Origin of the sequence: Anaeromicropila populeti (assembly GCF_900112775.1) — a bacterium.
In the GTDB taxonomy this organism is placed as follows: Bacteria; Bacillota; Clostridia; order Lachnospirales; family Lachnospiraceae; genus Anaeromicropila_A; species Anaeromicropila_A populeti.
Map to the genome: position 1 here is coordinate 99,078 of NZ_FOYZ01000004.1, position 16,843 is coordinate 115,920.

Consider the following 16,843-nt stretch of genomic DNA (forward strand, 5'->3'; position numbering starts at 1 on the left):
GTATAAAATAATCAGATGGAGTGATTACTGTAGAAAAAATAAGGAGCATATATGATAAATAAAATACGTGAGTATGTAGAAAAGAATCAAATGCTTTCAGAAGAGGATGGTGTAGTGCTGGGTGTCTCTGGAGGTGCAGATTCAGTTTGCCTTTTCTTTATTATGCTGGAGTTGAAAAAGGTTTATCATTTACGGCTTGTGGTCGTACATGTAAATCATGGAATCCGGGGCGAAGCAGCAAAAGAGGACGAGGAGTATGTAAAAGAGCTGTGCCAAAAAGAAAACGTCATATTTGAGTGTGTCTGTGAGGATGTAAGAAAGCTTGCAGAACAGAATGGGATGTCGGAAGAAGAGGCGGGGCGTCATGTCCGTTATGAAGCATTTCAACGGGCCTGCAAAAAATATGGATGCAATAAAATAGCGGTTGCGCATAATAAAAATGATCAAGGGGAGACGGTACTGTTTCACCTGTGCAGAGGAAGCGGATTGAAGGGACTAACAGGGATGGAACCTGTTAGAAACAATATTCTGCGTCCTCTCCTTATTGTGGAAAGAATGGAAATTGAGGAGTATCTAGAAAAACGGAACATTCGATATAGAATAGATACTACAAATTTTGAAACAATTTATACAAGAAACAAAATTCGGCTGGAACTTATCCCATATTTGACAAATCATATTAACCAGCAGTCACTTGCTCATATTATCGAAACGGCTAATATGCTGAGAGAAGTGGAAGTATTTGTTGAAAATTATGCAGATACTTTTTTTGAAATGTTTGTTACTCAGGAAAAAGAGGCGTTCATTATCCCGCTACCAGAATTTGAAAGAGAAAATATTGTTGTTCAGAGAGCGGTAATTCGTAAAATATATTTATTATTGGCAAAGAAGTTAAAGGATATTCAATTTACGCATATTAATAGTGTAATAGCACTTTTGGGTAAAGAGACTGGAAAAAAAATAACGTTACCTTATGGCATGGAAGGAGTCCGAGGGTATACAGAACTGAAAATTCAAAAGAGAAAGCCAGTGAAAAAGAAAGAAGTTTCATGTGTAAAAATTGAAGAAATTACCAGTTTCAATCAAAAGTTTATTTTTGAGGATAAAGTTATCGAGTTCAGGCTAATAGAAGGGGAAGAACTAGATGAAATAAAACGAAAAAAAATTCATGTTATTCCTAAAAATGACTATACGAAATGGTTTGATTATGATAAAATAAAAAATACGGTTTTGCTCAGAGGAAGAAAACCAGGAGATTTCTTTTGCATAAATCAGAAAGGCAATAGAAAAAAGCTTAAGGAATTCTTAATTGAAGAAAAAATTCCAAGTGAGAAAAGAGATAGTATACAGCTCTTGGCAGATGGCAATCATATAATGTGGATTATTGGTTTTCGTATAAGTGAATATTACAAGGTGAGCGAGAGAACCCAAAGAATACTACTAGTGAATATAATCGGAGGTACACAAACATGACGGATTCAATTAAAGTGCTCATTTCAGAGGAAAAAGTGAATCAACGGATAGAAGAACTTGCAAGCACGATTTCAAAGGAATATGAAGGGAAAACAGTACATTTAATTTGTGTATTAAAAGGAAGTATCTTTTTTACATGTGAATTAGCAAAGCGATTGACAGTTCCCGTTACACTGGACTTTATGTCGGTATCAAGCTATGGAGATGGAACTGCCAGCTCCGGACGGGTAAAAATTGTAAAGGACCTGGATGAGGCGGTTGATGGGAAAAATGTAATTGTAATAGAAGATATTATTGATTCGGGTAGAACACTAAGCTATCTTATGGATTTGCTGGGTGCAAGAAAACCTGCATCACTTAAACTCTGCACTTTATTAGATAAACCAGAGCGCCGGGTAACAGAAGTGAAAGTGGATTATATTGGTTTTGAAATACCTGATAAATTTGTAGTAGGTTATGGGTTGGATTATGCTCAAAATTATAGGAATTTGCCATATGTTGGTGTAATAGAAGAATAGAGGAGGGAATAGAGTTTGAGGAAACAAATGAAGGGTTATGGTTTTTTTATTATTGTGGTGGTGGTTTTAGTGGCACTAGCGTTAATATCAGATGTCATAAAAGACAGCGCCAGGGGGGAATATGTATATGCAGATTTCCTTCAGGATATAAAGGAAAATGGCGATGATATTAAAAGTATTTCTATTGTGCAAAATCAAGAAACTCCATCAGGTAAAGTAAAGATAACATTTAAAGAGGGAGACCCAAAGGAGTTTAATGTTTCTAGTACAATTGAAATAGAAGAGGAGTTAAAAGAACAGGGTATCGAGTATACGGTGGGGGATGTCAAGAAACCTAACTGGATTCTTACAACAGTACTTCCGTATGTGCTGGGCTTTATTTTGATTCTTGTGCTATTTTCTTTTTTAATGAATCAGGCAAGTGGAAGCAGTGCAAATAATAAAGCTATGAATTTTGGTAAAAGCAGGGCTAAGATGTCGGTAGATAATACCAGTGTTACGTTTAAGAATGTAGCAGGGCTTATAGAAGAGAAGGAGGAACTGAGGGAAATTGTAGATTTCCTAAAATCACCTAAAAAGTACATTCAGGTAGGGGCAAGAATTCCAAAGGGAGTATTATTGGAAGGACCTCCTGGAACAGGTAAAACTCTTTTGGCGAAAGCAGTGGCAGGTGAAGCGGGGGTTCCATTTTTTAGTATTTCTGGTTCTGATTTCGTAGAAATGTTTGTTGGTGTAGGTGCGTCGAGAGTTCGAGATTTATTTGAAGAGGCAAAGAAAAATGCACCATGTATTATTTTTATTGATGAAATTGATGCCGTAGCCAGAAGACGTGGAACAGGTCTAGGCGGCGGCCATGATGAAAGAGAACAGACATTAAACCAGCTCTTGGTTGAAATGGATGGTTTTGGAGTGAATGAAGGAATCATTGTAATGGCAGCAACAAACCGTGTGGATATTCTGGACCCAGCGATTTTAAGACCAGGACGTTTTGATCGTAAGGTTATGGTAGGACGTCCAGATGTAAGAGGAAGAGAAGAGATTTTAGAGGTACATGCAAAAAATAAACCACTCAGCGAAGATGTAGATTTGAAGCAGGTAGCACAGACAACAGCAGGTTTTACTGGTGCAGATTTGGAGAATTTATTAAATGAATCAGCAATTCTTGCAGCAAAGGAAAATAGAACATTTATTATTTCAGAGGATATTAAAAGAGCATTCATTAAGGTTGGCATTGGAGCAGAAAAGAAAAGCAGGGTTATTTCAGAAAAGGAAAAGAAAATTACAGCGTATCATGAAGCCGGCCATGCAATTTTGTTTCATGTTCTTCCAGATGTGGGTCCCGTTTATACAGTTTCAGTTATTCCTACTGGATTGGGAGCGGCAGGTTATACGATGCCACTGCCTGAAAAGGATGAAATGTTTGATACAAAAGGAAAAATGACACAGGACATTATTGTCAGTCTTGGAGGACGTATTGCAGAAGAAATGATTTTTGATGATATTACAACAGGTGCATCACAGGATATTAAGCAGGCAACTGCAAAGGCAAGAGCCATGGTTACAAAGTTTGGTTTTTCCAGTAAAATTGGTTTAATTAATTATGATTACTCAGATGATGAAGTTTTTATTGGCAGAGATTTAGGCCATACTAAAAGTTTTAGTGAGGGAATTGCTCATGATATTGATATGGAAGTTAAGAGTATTATTGATAACTGCTATGAAAAAGCAAGTAGTTTATTAAAACAAAATATGGATGTGTTACACAAATGTGCACAGTTGTTAATTGAGAAGGAACGGATCGGAAGAGAGGAGTTTGAAGCCCTTTTTGTAACAAGCGACGATACTATTTAAATTGGGCCGATGGGGTGATTGTAAAAAGCTACAAAAAAGCGCTGTAAAAATTGTAATGTTTGTGCACACTTATGTTGTGTTGGGTGATATAATTACTCTTGTAAACCCCAATACATTATATAGTTTTTGCTACACCCCATAAGTAACAAAAATACCTTCTCCAAGAAAAGGACAGCTGTTCGGAAAGCTGTCCTTTTTGTACATTTCATTGAGATAAAAATATGAGAGTGAAAAGGAGTGTTCTTGTGGAGGATTATTTGAACATGAATAAATTATCCAAGTATGAAAAAATGAATTTAAATTTTCAGACGGGGCTGCCTTTTTTTAGGGAAGAGGCACTATTTAGTGATGGAACGGAGTTGTTTCGTTCACCATCAGAACCTTTACCTTATGAAAAAGTGACAATTCGTTTTCGCACAGCAAGAGGGGCTGTTGATAAAGTATACTTAGTGACCTCAAAAGAACGACTTACGATGGAAAAGACAGAAGCAGACAGCTATTTTGATTACTATAAAGCAGTGATACAGCTTGAAAATGAAAAAGTTGAATATTATTTTGAAGTTGATTTCGGAGATAGTACAGTATTTTATAACTGTGTTGGTGTTTCTAATGTGGAGAAAAAGGAATACCGGTTTTCGATTATGCCAGGTTTTAAGACACCAGATTGGGCAAAGGGAGCTGTCTTTTATCAGATTATGACAGACCGTTTTTGTAATGGCACGATTTCAAATGATGTATTAGATAATGAGTACTTTTATATTGGTGCGCCAGTGAAAAGAATAACAGACTGGGCAAAATATCCCGCAGCAATGGGGGTAAGAGAATTTTATGGTGGTGACATTCAGGGGATTTTAAAGAAACTGGATTATTTGCAGAATCTTGGGGTAGATGTTATTTACTTGAATCCTGTCTTTGTTTCACCCTCCAATCATAAATATGACATTCAGGATTATGATTATATCGATCCTCATTTTGGTGTTATTATAAATGATGGTGGTGAGGTATTACGTGATGGGCAAATGGAAAATAAGTACGCATCTAAGTATATCAGCAGGGTAACAGACCGGATTAACTTAGAGGCAAGTAATAAATTGTTTGCGGAATTTGTAGATGAAGTGCATAAAAGAGGAATGAAGGTTATTCTGGATGGTGTGTTTAACCATTGTGGTTCGTTTAATAAGTGGATGGATCGGGAAAGACTATATGAAAACCAAGACGGATACGAAAAGGGAGCATATGTTTCCAAGGATAGTCCTTATTGCAGCTTTTTTAAATTTTATGGAGAGCAATGGCCGTATAATGGAAAATATGATGGCTGGTGGGGGCATGATACACTTCCAAAGCTTAATTATGAAGACTCTAACGAACTGCTTCAGTATGTTATGCGTATCGCTAAGAAGTGGGTTGCACCTCCGTATAATGTAGATGGATGGAGACTGGATGTGGCGGCAGATTTAGGCCATTCCAGTGAATATAACCATGAGTTTTGGAAAAAGTTCCGTAAGGCAGTGAAGGAGGCTAACCCAGATGCCATTATTTTGGCAGAACATTATGGCGATCCATCTTCTTGGCTTTCTGGAGACCAGTGGGATACGGTAATGAATTATGATGCATTTATGGAACCGCTGACCTGGTTTTTAACAGGTATGGAAAAGCATAGTGATGAATTTCGGGCAGATTTGTACGGAAAGTGGGATAATTTTGTCGGTGCTATGAAGCATCACATGTCAAAGTATAATACTCAGTCGCTGCAAACTTCCATGAATGAACTTTCAAACCACGATCATTCCAGATTCTTAACGAGAACCAATCAGAAGGTTGGGAGAACTGCCAGCAGAGGACCTGAGCTTGCTAATGAAGGTGTTGACAAAGGTGTTCTGCGAGAAGCGGTAATGGTACAGATGACATGGACTGGGGCACCAACGATTTATTATGGTGATGAGGCAGGATTGTGTGGCTGGACAGATCCAGATAACCGTCGTACCTATCCATGGGGAAAAGAGGATAAGGAACTAATCCGCTATCACAAGGAGCTGATTCGGATACGGAAGGATTATTCTGCTCTTAAAACAGGATCTACGGTATTTTTGACTGGCCAAGATCATTTTATGAGTTTTGGAAGATTTGACAGAGAGGATAGTTTTGTCATTGCGATTAATAATAGAAAGGACGGAATCACAGTTTCTGTTCCTGTTTGGAAAATTGGAGTGACGGATGATGTGGCATTAGTCAGCATGATTCGAACGAATCAGACAGGATTTGAACTGCGTGCGGAGATTTTTTATGTGAAAAATGGAACTTTAGAGTTGTCACTTCCTCCAGTTTCGGGTATTGTTTTAAAAGATTTAGAAAAATACTTAAATTAGGACTTGCTATTTGAAAAAAATCTGTTATAATATTAACTTGTCAGGACATGAATGGATGGATTCCCGAGTGGCCAAAGGGGGCAGACTGTAAATCTGTTAGCAACGCTTTCGAAGGTTCGAATCCTTCTCCATCCATCAGCCGGCGTGGCGGAACTGGCAGACGCACAGGACTTAAAATCCTGCGGGACTAATCTCCCGTACCGGTTCGATTCCGGTCGCCGGCAGTCTATTATAAGACTCAACCTTTTATTTATATGGGGTTGGGTCTTTTTTGTGTTGTAAAACTTTTTAAGTTATGAGAAACATTTCTCGCCATCGTTTGCCATGTTGAAACAAGTCGAAAAGAATTGCTTGCGAAAGAATTTAGGACATAATACAATAATATTAAGGGATAATGTTGCCAGCATACTTATAATATTTTTATGACAACTTATCCCTAAAAATATGTCAGGGGGAAACAAAATGAAAGGAAAAAGGAAAAAAAGTGTGCGGAATTTAGTCACAATGTTGGTTATTATGTCCATGCTAATGGGTATGATAAATCATATTGAACTGGCTGCCGCAACAACAGAAACAAAGTCTGTTTTTCAAGGAGATGGTTATGAGGTTACATTTTCCTTGAATAACCAGTGGGAAAACGAATTTCAAGGGGAACTTGAAATTAAGAACACTGGGCAGGAAACAATGGAAAACTGGTATTTGATGTTTGAATGGAATGGTGAAATATCAAGCATTTGGAATGGTGATATTGTGAATCACCAGGATGGCATTTACATTTTAAAAAATGCAGGCTGGAATCAGGATATTCAAGCAGGAGAAACGGTTGTAGTTGGTTTTTCAGGCGTGACAGAAGGCGAAATAGTGCTTCCAACGGCTTATGGAATTCCCACACAAAGAGTTACCGCAGACAGCAGTGATTATCAGATTACATTGGAATATAGCAGTGTATGGGAATCTGGTTATCAAGCATCTTTAACCATTACAAATTTGACAGAAAAAACATTAGCAGACTGGAGTGTATCATTTGAATTTGGAAATGAAATTACTTCTGCAATCAATGGAGTTATTCAAGAACAAACAGGACATAACTATGTGATTCAACATAGTACATATGAAAAAAATATTGAGCCAGGAAGCAGTGTCACAGTTATTCTTTCGGGTGGACAGGCGGATACCAGGTTTTATCCAGAGGAATTTGAACTGTCCTATGTTGATTTTGCAGGAAATCAGGAAGAAGAAAATAGTGTGACCGATGAAAACCTGGATACTGATTCAGATGGACTGCTGGACTGGCAGGAGGAGTACTATAATTCATCCATAGACAGTGCAGATACAGACCAAGATGGATTAAGTGATTTTGATGAGGTGACGATATTCCATAGCGATCCTGCATCCTGCGATACCGATGAAAACGGTTTAATGGATGGAGAGGAAGATTTAGATGGAGATGGAGTTACAAATTTAGAAGAGCAGACAAGAAATACTGCACCTGAAAAAGCAGATACCGATGGTGACGGAATTTCTGATGGAGATGAAATATTACTATATCATACAGCACCTGTTTTGTCTGATACAGATAAAGATGGGTTAGAGGATGGAGAGGAGCTGGCGTTAGGCTTAAACCCGCTGGAGCAATGTTCAGATGGTATAACTTTGGATGGAAAGCGTCTGATTTCCCAAAGTCTGAGCAAAGAAAATATAGAGGAAGGTCTGCTGACAGAAGAAGGCATACTGGTTCCAGAATTATCAGGCAGTGTTGCCGGAAACATCAATAAACATATTTCAATTTTAAGTAAAGATACTGTGCTGGATGCATTTGCAGAGAGTGGTGCTTTAATTGGCGAGCCAGTTGAAGTGGTTTCTTCCTATTTAGAACCAGTTGAACTTAATTTGACATTTCATTTTGCACAAATGACAGCCTCCTATGAGGAAGAGAGAATAAATAATTTATCTATTTGTCGCTTAGAAAATTCTAGTCTGATACCCCTTAGTACTGAAATATCAATAGAAAATCAAACGCTGTCCACTAAAATTAAAAAGGAAGGTATTTATTTTGTTATGGAAGTAAATACTGGCTTAAACAGCGTAGGAATACATGTAGAGGAAAATCTGGATGGCGCGGCAGTCTCGCTGCTTTCTGAGGAGAAATTTGTCCAAGGAAATAACCAGGCAGCGGCAATGGCAGTATCAGGTGAAACATGGGTATTGCTTAGTGATTATCAATATGTGAAATTAAATGGACCAGTAGCCTCCACTAGTACAGTAGATACAGATGGGGATGGCGTGACAGACTATAAGGAGCTGGGTACTTTAAAGGCAGTAACCATGACTGCATTAATTAATACGTTTTTGGTGGCAAATGGAATACCATCCGAATACTACAGCGGTAAAACAACCATTTACGTTTATAATTATGTTTCAAATCCAACTTTAACGGATACCGATTTTGACGGTAGAAATGATAATATAGATACAGCCCCAAGAAGTGGTGTTTTTACAGGAAAATTAAAGGATTCTGGCGCAGACATCTCTGCTGATATCAGCTATACCCTGGATTACAGAACATTTTTTGGAAGCAGTTCAGACTACAATAGTGCATTAAGCGTTACCTCATCTGTGTATGCTGCTGGGGCATATAATAATATAACTATTTTAAATTCCGCCAATGCAACTACATACAGTTTAAATGCTTTAATGGCTTATCAAGGGTTTTCAGATGTTAAGGTATATAAGCTTTCTTCTGCATATACAGATTATCATTTATCAGAGGTTACAATTGGACATAGAAAAGTGACATATAATGGTGTGACAAAAGAAGTTGTTGCCGTAGTTGTAAGAGGAACAAATTCAACCTTAGCGGAGTGGGCAAGCAATTTTGATGTGGGTGACACAAGTACATATACAACATCGTCAGACTGGGCAGTAAAAGCAAATCATAAGGGATTTGACATAGCAGCAACAAGGATATTAAAATATTTGACCACTTATCTGGCTGCTTATGTGAACAGCTCTGTTACAAAAGCAATATGGGTAACAGGACATTCCCGTGGTGCAGCAATTTCTAATATTTTAGGTGCAAGGCTTGTAGATAAAGGGTATACTACATTTGCATATACCTATGCAGCACCAAATACAACAACAGCAGCTACAGCAAAGAATTATAAAAGTATTTTTAATATTATGAACTCGGATGATTTTGTTCCATATCTTCCGATGACAGCATGGGGCTTTACAAGATATGGAAGAACAGCAACGGTAAGCTTAGCGGATAATTATGAGTCCGAGTGGGAAAAACTAACAGGTATATGGGATTATAATCCAGATACATATGGTATGCAGGATACCATAAATTCCCTTGCAAAAATAGCAAAAGACAGGGTGGATTGCTACAAATATACTTGTTCCTGTCATGGAGATGGTTCTAAAAATAATATTACAATTACAAACTATGGAATGTCAAAAAGCAGCAGAGAAGGAGCTATTGCTAAAATTCCAGTAAATGCGCTTGCTTATTGCAAAATAACCAGATATACTGGATTTTTATGTGTGGGATGGAATTTTGACTGTTGTCAGACTCCAAGTTATTTTATGCAGGTGCTGGCGGCTCAAATGGCAGGCACAATTAGTACATATCGTTTTGTGGTAGAGCTGGATGTAGCAGACCGCTATGAGGATGCCAAAAGTAATATTATAGCTTCAGCAATTGGAGGCTTAGAGCATCCACATTATGCAGAAAGCTATTATGTACTGGCGAATCATGTAAAGGCTTCTAATTTTTAATAAATAAAAATACAAGGAAAGGAAAGCAGGATATGAGTAAAAAAATTTTTAACAAACTTGTTTTAGTCATGTTGGCACAAATATTAATTTATTGCATGTTATTTCTTGTAGTACCATTTTTCCTTGTAAAAGGTGTTGCGGACTGGATTTGGATTTCAGTTGATTTCATTCTGGTTGTGGCAGTCAGCAGTTGGATGATTTACTGGCATGTTTGGGAAGTGGGCTATTGGCTGGTGGGAATTATTATGCTTTGGGCTGCCATTATGCTGTACCACCCACAAGATTTGTATGGAATAGGTGGAAATGGGCGAGGGTTGGACTTTTTTCCAGCCCAGATTGATGCATTAGGGTTTGCAGCAGGTGTTTTTTTGCTTCAATGTGGAATTAGACTTCTAAAACCTATTAAACAAATAGTAATCAACAGAAAAGTTTAGAAGGGGTGCTGCTCCATATAAAAAGTGGAGCAGCATTTTTCTGAAAAAAATAAGATTTTTCTTGACAATTGGGATAAATCATTGTAAAATATCACATGTTGTAAGGTAATTGCATAGCAAATTACATGCCCAGATAGCTCAGTCGGTAGAGCAGAGGACTGAAAATCCTCGTGTCACTGGTTCGATTCCGGTTCTGGGCATTACTTTTTAGAAGACGTCACATAATGTGGCGTCTATTCTTTTATCAAAAAAGGAGAAGTTATGAAAATTCTTTTAACTGCTGTTAATGCAAAATACATTCATTCTAACCTTGCTGTTTATGATTTAAAGGCATTTGCAAAAGAATACGCAGAACAGATTGAAGTAGCAGAATATACAATTAACAACCAGATGGATGATATACTTTCGGATATATTTAAGAGGAAGCCAAATGTCATATGCTTTTCTTGTTATATATGGAATATTGAGATGGTTAAAGCGTTATCTGTTGAATTAAAAAAAGTGCTTCCTGAAACACCAATCTGGTATGGTGGTCCAGAGGTTTCTTATGAAATGGAAAAACAGCTTATGGAAATGCCTTATGCTGAAGGAATTATGTATGGAGAAGGGGAAGAAACCTTTAAGGAATTAGTAGAATACTATATAAAAAGTGAGCCAGACGTTCTAAATCAAATTAAAGGAATTGTGTTCAGAAAGCAGTCGGAAATTCTGGTGACAGAAGCAAGAAAAGGGCTGAACATGGATGATGTGCCGTTTCCTTATGATGACATAAAAGCATTTTCTAATAAAATACTTTATTATGAAACAAGCCGTGGATGTCCGTATTCTTGCAGCTATTGCTTATCGTCTATTGAAAAAGGAGTAAGATTCCGCAGCCTGGACAAGGTAAAAAGAGAACTTATGATTTTTTTGGAACATAAAGTACCACAGGTCAAATTTATTGACAGGACCTTTAATTGTAATCATCAGCATGCTATGGAAATATGGAGCTTTCTCCACCAGCATGACAACGGCATCACAAACTTTCACTTTGAGATATCAGCAGATATATTACGAGAGGATGAAATTACTTTATTAAATCAGATGCGTCCGGGGCTGGTTCAGTTAGAAATAGGCGTACAGTCTACTAATCTGGAAACCATTAAAGCGATAAATCGAAAGATGGATTTTAACATATTAAGTAATAGGGTAAATCAAGTCAATCAAGGAAAAAACATTCATCAGCACTTAGATCTGATAGCAGGGCTTCCCAATGAGGACTTAAACAGCTTTAAAAATTCCTTTAATCAGGTATATGGTTTAAAGCCAAACCAGCTGCAACTGGGATTTTTAAAGGTACTGAAGGGTGCTCCTATTTATTACGATGCACTTGATAATCATATTGTATATAAATCGTCTGCGCCATATGAGGTACTATATACCAAATGGCTTTCATATGAAGAGGTTCTTCAGTTAAAGCAGGTAGAAGATATGGTAGAAGTTTATTACAACAGTGGACAGTTTGAGATGGCAATTGCATATTTGGAACATTTTTTTGACACACCATTTGCATTATATGAAGCATTGGGAAGTTATTACGAGGATAACCATTTGTTTGGGCTGAACCACTCCCGAATTGCCAGATATGAGTTGCTGCGTATATTTTTTGAGAAGCAGGTAATGAAAGTATGGGATGAAAAACAAAGTGAATTATTTGCAGAAATCCTGGTTTATGACTTGTATTTAAGGGAAAATTTAAAAAGCAGACCAGTATTTGCGAGAGATTATGGTATTTATAAGGAGCAATACAGGGTATTCTATGAGGATGAGGAACGAGTAAGAGAATTGCTCCCAGGGTATGCAGACTATAGCAGTAAACGAATGAGCCGAGTTACTCACATGGAATATTTTTCAGTAGATATTAGAGAGACTGTTAGAACAGGAAATCCTTCAGGTGAGGCTAATTTTACTATATTCGATTATGAACAAAGATGTATTTTAGATAATCAGGCAAAAACCATTGCGATACCAGTCGAATTGAGGTGAAAATGTGTCAGGAAGAATAACAAAAAAGGAAAAAGAGCGTATTCAAAAGATTTTAGACTTATTAGATGAGCATTATACAAGAGAATATAAATGCTACTTAAATCATGAAACGCCGTGGCAGCTCCTGATTGCAACCATACTAAGTGCCCAGTGTACAGATGAGAGGGTGAATCTTGTTACAAAGGACCTTTTTCACAAGTATACCTCGCTAGAGGCATTTGCAAGTGCAGACCAGAAGGAACTGGAACAGGATATTCATTCTACAGGGTTTTATAAAAATAAGGCAAAAAACATTATAGCCTGCACTAATATGCTGTTAAAAGAGTATGGAGGGCAGGTGCCGGAGAATATAGAGGAGCTGACCAAGCTGGCTGGTGTAGGGAGAAAAACAGCTAATGTAATAAGAGGGAATATTTACCATGAGCCAAGCATTGTGGTAGATACTCATGTAAAAAGAATTTCCAGGAAGCTGGGACTGACCAAGGAAGAGGATCCTGTTAAGATTGAGTTTGACTTGATGAAGGTGTTACCAAAGGAGCATTGGATTTTATTTAATATACAGATTATTACCCATGGCAGAGGCTTATGTACTGCAAGAGCTCCTCAGTGTGAGCAGTGTTTTTTAAAGGAGCTTTGCAAGGAAAGAAAATAGTTGGTGCATAAAAAATATCTTGTAAGTTACGTGTAAATATCATAAAATAGAATGGCAATCAAAGAATTCTATTAGAAAGCATACATTTACTTTAAATGGATATTATAATATATGACAGCGTTCCATTATTTTATCTGATAATTGTTTAAGGAATTAATAATGGAGTTTTTCATTAGTGTATTTAAAGAAGAGGCAACAGAAAGTAACTCTGATATCTTTTCGGGCTTTCCTAATTTATTATATAATTCAGCTAGAATCAGGTAATTGCCACTTACATCTGTTTTGCACTGGATTCCAAATTCCAGTACAGTGACAGCATGTTCCAGTTGGTTCTGATGATACAAATAAAGACCCCAGTTATAGAGGGTTCGTGCTAATAGGGTAAAGTTCTGGTCACAGGCTGACAGAAACTCAAGGTTCCCGGGACCATATTCCAATTTTAAATCTGTATTGGTTTTTCCCGTCAGGTTTAATATTTGTTTTTCAGAAAGTGAAGTAATGGTATCCTGATATTGCAAAAGCACAGTGTCGTCACTTTCTTGAAATGGAAGCTGGTTAAGATGGATTTGGATATAAGGAAGCTGGGAGATATCACTTTTACGTACCATGTTTGAAGAACGCTCCTTTTCCCAGAATTTTTTAGAGGATTCGTTTTCCAAACGTTCTACTTTACTTTTTTTAATGCTGAAAATAACAATCCATAAAAGTACTAGAATAGCCACGATAGGTAATTTCATAAATGCACAACCTTTCTAAATAGTATTATAAATGAGGTGAAACGATATGAATATGAACAATAAGAAAACACAAAAAATAATATCTACTATTATTATAATTTTTCTAATTTTAGCAATGATTATTCCAGCGTTGGTTTACGTAGTCGCATAACAAGAATATACATAAATATGTGTGAAAAGTCAAACCTTGAATTTCAGGGTTGATATTATCTGTAGTTATGTTAAAATGAAACAATAAGTTTTATGAGCCAAAAGGGGAATTTGAAATGGAACGAAAAAGACAGATTTACATTGGTACGCTTATTGCGTTTTTACTTTGCGCATCCTTATCTGTTATAGGGATAAAGACTTATGCAGATAGTAATACAGATACCATTGCAGATGGCATTTTTATCGATAACGTTTCTTTGGGAGGAATGACTTCCAGTGAAGCAGAAGATGCAGTAAATAATTATGTAGAAGAATTAAAGCAGAAAACACTTACGATTAAAGTGGATGAGCATGAGGTTGTTTCTACTTTAGGAACATTAGGATATCATTGTCTTGAGAACGATTATGTGGAACAAGCTTTGAATTTGGGAAAAAAAGGAAACCTAATTAAGCGCTATAAGGAGTTGCAGGACGTACAAAATGAGAACCTGGTGTATACACTTGAGTTTGAATTTGATGATAAGCTATTAGAAGAGTTTGTGAGTACAGAGTGCTCTGCCTATGATGTGGAGCCAGTGGATGCTACGATTACAAGGGAAAATGATGAATTTGTAATTGGAGAACATGTACTGGGACGTAAAGTTGATACAGGAGAAACTGTTGCAAAAGTTAAGAATTCCATATTGAATGAATGGAATAAAGAGGATACAGCAGTAGAAGCAGTTGTAATAGATGCAGAGCCTGTATATACCAGTGAAGTTATGGCAAGGTGCAAGGATGTGCTGGGGAAATTTAGTACGACCTATACTTCATCGTCTAACAGCAGAGCGGCAAATTTGGCGAATGCGGCAAGATTAATTAATGGATCGATAATTTATCCAGGAGAAGAATTTTCAACAAGTGGGAAAATGGCTCCAATTACAAAAGAAAATGGATATGAAACAGCAGGTGCCTATTTGAACGGCAAGGTAGTAGATAGTGTTGGTGGTGGTGTTTGCCAGGCGGCAACAACATTATATAATGCAGTCTTATTATCTGAATTAGAAGTTACTGAGCGCTATAATCATTCTATGATTGTGGGGTATGTAGAGCCAGCAATGGATGCAGCCATTTCTGAGGGGTACAAGGATTTAAAATTTAAGAATAACTCGGATGTACCTGTGTATATTGAATCCTTTACCGTTGGCAGAACCATTACTTTTGTTATATATGGTGAGGATACACGAGATCATGACAAACGTACAATTGAATTTAAGTCTGAGGTTGTAGAGACGATTCAGCCTGGTGCAGATATTGTGACAAAGGATCCTGCACAGCCAGAGAGTTATATGAAGGTAGATCAGACTGCGCATATTGGATATAAAGCTTACTTGTGGAAGATTGTGTATGAAGATGGAGTGGAAGTAAGCCGCGAAAAAGTTAATTACAGCTCTTATGCAGCAGAGCCTCGTTATGTGACTGTGGGAACTAAGAAAGAAGAAGCAGAAGACGAGAAAGAAGAAGAGAAGGAAAAAAAGGATAGCAAGAAGGGTACTAAAGCTACGGCAAAACCAAGTGCTGATCCAGAAGAAACAGAGGAATCAGAAGAGGCAGAAGAAACAGTTAGTATTCCAGATGAAGAAAATGCGGAACAGCAGCAAGAAGAAGCAGGACAGCAGGAAGAAGAAGCAGGACAGGAAGAAGAAGCAGTATTAGAGGAATAAAACTATATAGAAGTGTTAGGATGATGCCAGAACAGGATAGCGGCTTCCAAAGACGTGGAGAGGCAGTTATCCTGTTTTGTTCTTTGCATTGTTAAGCGGCTAGGAGTATTAGTACAATTATGAAGATGACTTAAGATAGAAGGAGGGGTTTTAGAAAATGAAGGTTGGAAAAGTGCCAGAAACTGTTTTGAAGCGTTCTGTTTTTAAACAGATAAAACACCGCCGCAGCGAAATTTTAGTGAGACCAGGAGTCGGAGAAGATTGTTCTGCCCTTGAGATTAGTGAGGGAGAGGCTTTTGTATTGTCCACAGATCCCATTACAGGAACTGCACATGAAATAGGAAAGCTGGCAGTGCATATTACGGCTAACGATATTGCTTCTAGTGGTGCAGAAATCATAGGAATATTGTTAACGATAATTTTGCCAGATGGAGCAAGAGAATCAGATTTGCGGGAAATGATGCAAGAGATAGAAGAGGTTTGTGCTGAACTGGATATAGAAGTCCTTGGCGGGCATACGGAGATTTCAGTCGCGGTTAACCAGCCGGTCATTTCAGTGACAGGTGTAGGAAAAATCAAAAAGGAACAGTTGATTTTGACCAAAGGCTTAAAACCGACACATGAAATTGTAATGACTAAGTGGGCTGGCTTAGAAGGAACTGCAATCATTGCACAGGAAAAAGAAGAAGTATTAAAAGAAAGATTTTCTATGGATTTTATAGAGAGTGCTAAAGGCATGATGAAATCTATTTCAGTTGTGAAAGAAGCAAAAATTGCAAAAGAAACAGGTGCCTGTGCTATGCATGATATAACCGAAGGGGGAATTTTCGGTGCATTGTGGGAGATGGCAGCAGCATCAGATGTTGGAATTGAAGTAAACTTGAAAAAGATTCCGATAAAGCAGGAAACGATAGAAATTTGTGAGATATTTGATATTAATCCATATTTGTTGATTTCTAGTGGCTGCATGTTGATCGGAACCGATCATGGTAATGCATTAGTAGATGCATTGCAAAAAGAGGGAATTTCGTCGGCAGTAATTGGAAGGGTAACAGCTGGGAATGACAGGGTTGTTATAAATGAAGATGAAAAGAGATATCTTGAGCCACCAAAAAGTGATGAGCTTTATAAGGTAATTGGCAGATGATTATATA

General features: G+C 37.4%; 11 protein-coding genes and 3 tRNA genes. 13 read left to right on the forward strand and 1 reads right to left on the reverse strand.

The window, feature by feature from the left end; translation table 11 throughout:
• The first annotated feature begins 51 nt into the window (after nucleotides 1-51).
• The 11 genes from tilS (at nucleotide 52) to nth (ending at nucleotide 13,099) form a co-directional block, all read left to right on the forward strand.
• Complete coding sequence (gene tilS, locus BM305_RS06205; RefSeq protein WP_092559840.1) at nucleotides 52-1,473, forward strand: tRNA lysidine(34) synthetase TilS; 1,422 nt, start codon at nucleotides 52-54, stop codon at nucleotides 1,471-1,473.
• A complete protein-coding gene (hpt, locus tag BM305_RS06210; protein WP_092559841.1) occupies nucleotides 1,470-1,991 on the forward strand; it encodes a hypoxanthine phosphoribosyltransferase in 522 nt (173 codons plus the stop codon). Before tilS ends, hpt begins: the two co-directional genes overlap by 4 nt.
• 27 nt (nucleotides 1,992-2,018) lie before the next feature.
• Entirely contained in the window at nucleotides 2,019-3,842 is a 1,824-nt protein-coding gene (gene ftsH, locus BM305_RS06215; RefSeq protein WP_092559997.1) for an ATP-dependent zinc metalloprotease FtsH, read from the forward strand.
• Nucleotides 3,843-4,105: 263 nt separating this feature from the next.
• On the forward strand, nucleotides 4,106-6,208 hold the full coding sequence (locus tag BM305_RS06220; protein WP_330393432.1) for a glycoside hydrolase family 13 protein: 2,103 nt from the start codon (nucleotides 4,106-4,108) through the stop codon (nucleotides 6,206-6,208).
• 53 nt (nucleotides 6,209-6,261) lie between these two features.
• Nucleotides 6,262-6,343: transfer RNA gene (locus BM305_RS06225), tRNA-Tyr, on the forward strand.
• A gap of 3 nt (nucleotides 6,344-6,346) precedes the next feature.
• Nucleotides 6,347-6,432: transfer RNA gene (locus tag BM305_RS06230), tRNA-Leu, on the forward strand.
• 238 nt (nucleotides 6,433-6,670) lie between these two features.
• Nucleotides 6,671-9,988 carry a cellulose binding domain-containing protein gene (locus BM305_RS06235; RefSeq protein ID WP_177214576.1) on the forward strand — a complete coding sequence of 1,106 codons (3,318 nt, stop codon included), beginning with the start codon at nucleotides 6,671-6,673 and terminating at the stop codon, nucleotides 9,986-9,988.
• Between the two features lie 32 nt (nucleotides 9,989-10,020).
• Complete coding sequence (locus tag BM305_RS06240) at nucleotides 10,021-10,422, forward strand: hypothetical protein (protein WP_092559843.1); 402 nt, start codon at nucleotides 10,021-10,023, stop codon at nucleotides 10,420-10,422.
• Nucleotides 10,423-10,549: 127 nt separating this feature from the next.
• Nucleotides 10,550-10,622 (forward strand) — tRNA-Phe (locus BM305_RS06245).
• 61 nt (nucleotides 10,623-10,683) lie between these two features.
• Complete coding sequence (locus BM305_RS06250) at nucleotides 10,684-12,447, forward strand: B12-binding domain-containing radical SAM protein (protein ID WP_092559844.1); 1,764 nt, start codon at nucleotides 10,684-10,686, stop codon at nucleotides 12,445-12,447.
• A 4-nt stretch (nucleotides 12,448-12,451) separates the two neighbouring features.
• Nucleotides 12,452-13,099, forward strand: a complete 648-nt coding sequence (nth, locus tag BM305_RS06255; RefSeq protein ID WP_092559845.1) for an endonuclease III — start codon at nucleotides 12,452-12,454, stop codon at nucleotides 13,097-13,099.
• A gap of 125 nt (nucleotides 13,100-13,224) precedes the next feature.
• Here nth and BM305_RS06260 read toward each other — a convergent pair whose 3' ends face one another.
• Nucleotides 13,225-13,836, reverse strand: a complete 612-nt coding sequence (locus BM305_RS06260) for a tetratricopeptide repeat protein (RefSeq protein WP_092559846.1) — start codon at nucleotides 13,834-13,836, stop codon at nucleotides 13,225-13,227.
• Between the two features lie 266 nt (nucleotides 13,837-14,102).
• On the opposite strand from BM305_RS06260, the gene BM305_RS06265 reads away from it, so the two are divergent.
• Together BM305_RS06265 and BM305_RS06270 are read left to right on the forward strand one after the other, a co-directional pair.
• The gene (locus BM305_RS06265; RefSeq protein WP_092559847.1) at nucleotides 14,103-15,689 is read left to right on the forward strand and encodes a VanW family protein; all 1,587 of its coding nucleotides are present in this window, start codon (nucleotides 14,103-14,105) and stop codon (nucleotides 15,687-15,689) included.
• A 157-nt stretch (nucleotides 15,690-15,846) separates the two neighbouring features.
• Nucleotides 15,847-16,836 (forward strand): AIR synthase family protein, encoded by a 990-nt coding sequence (locus tag BM305_RS06270; RefSeq protein ID WP_092559848.1) that lies wholly within the window; start codon nucleotides 15,847-15,849, stop codon nucleotides 16,834-16,836.
• The last annotated feature ends 7 nt before the right edge of the window (nucleotides 16,837-16,843 follow it).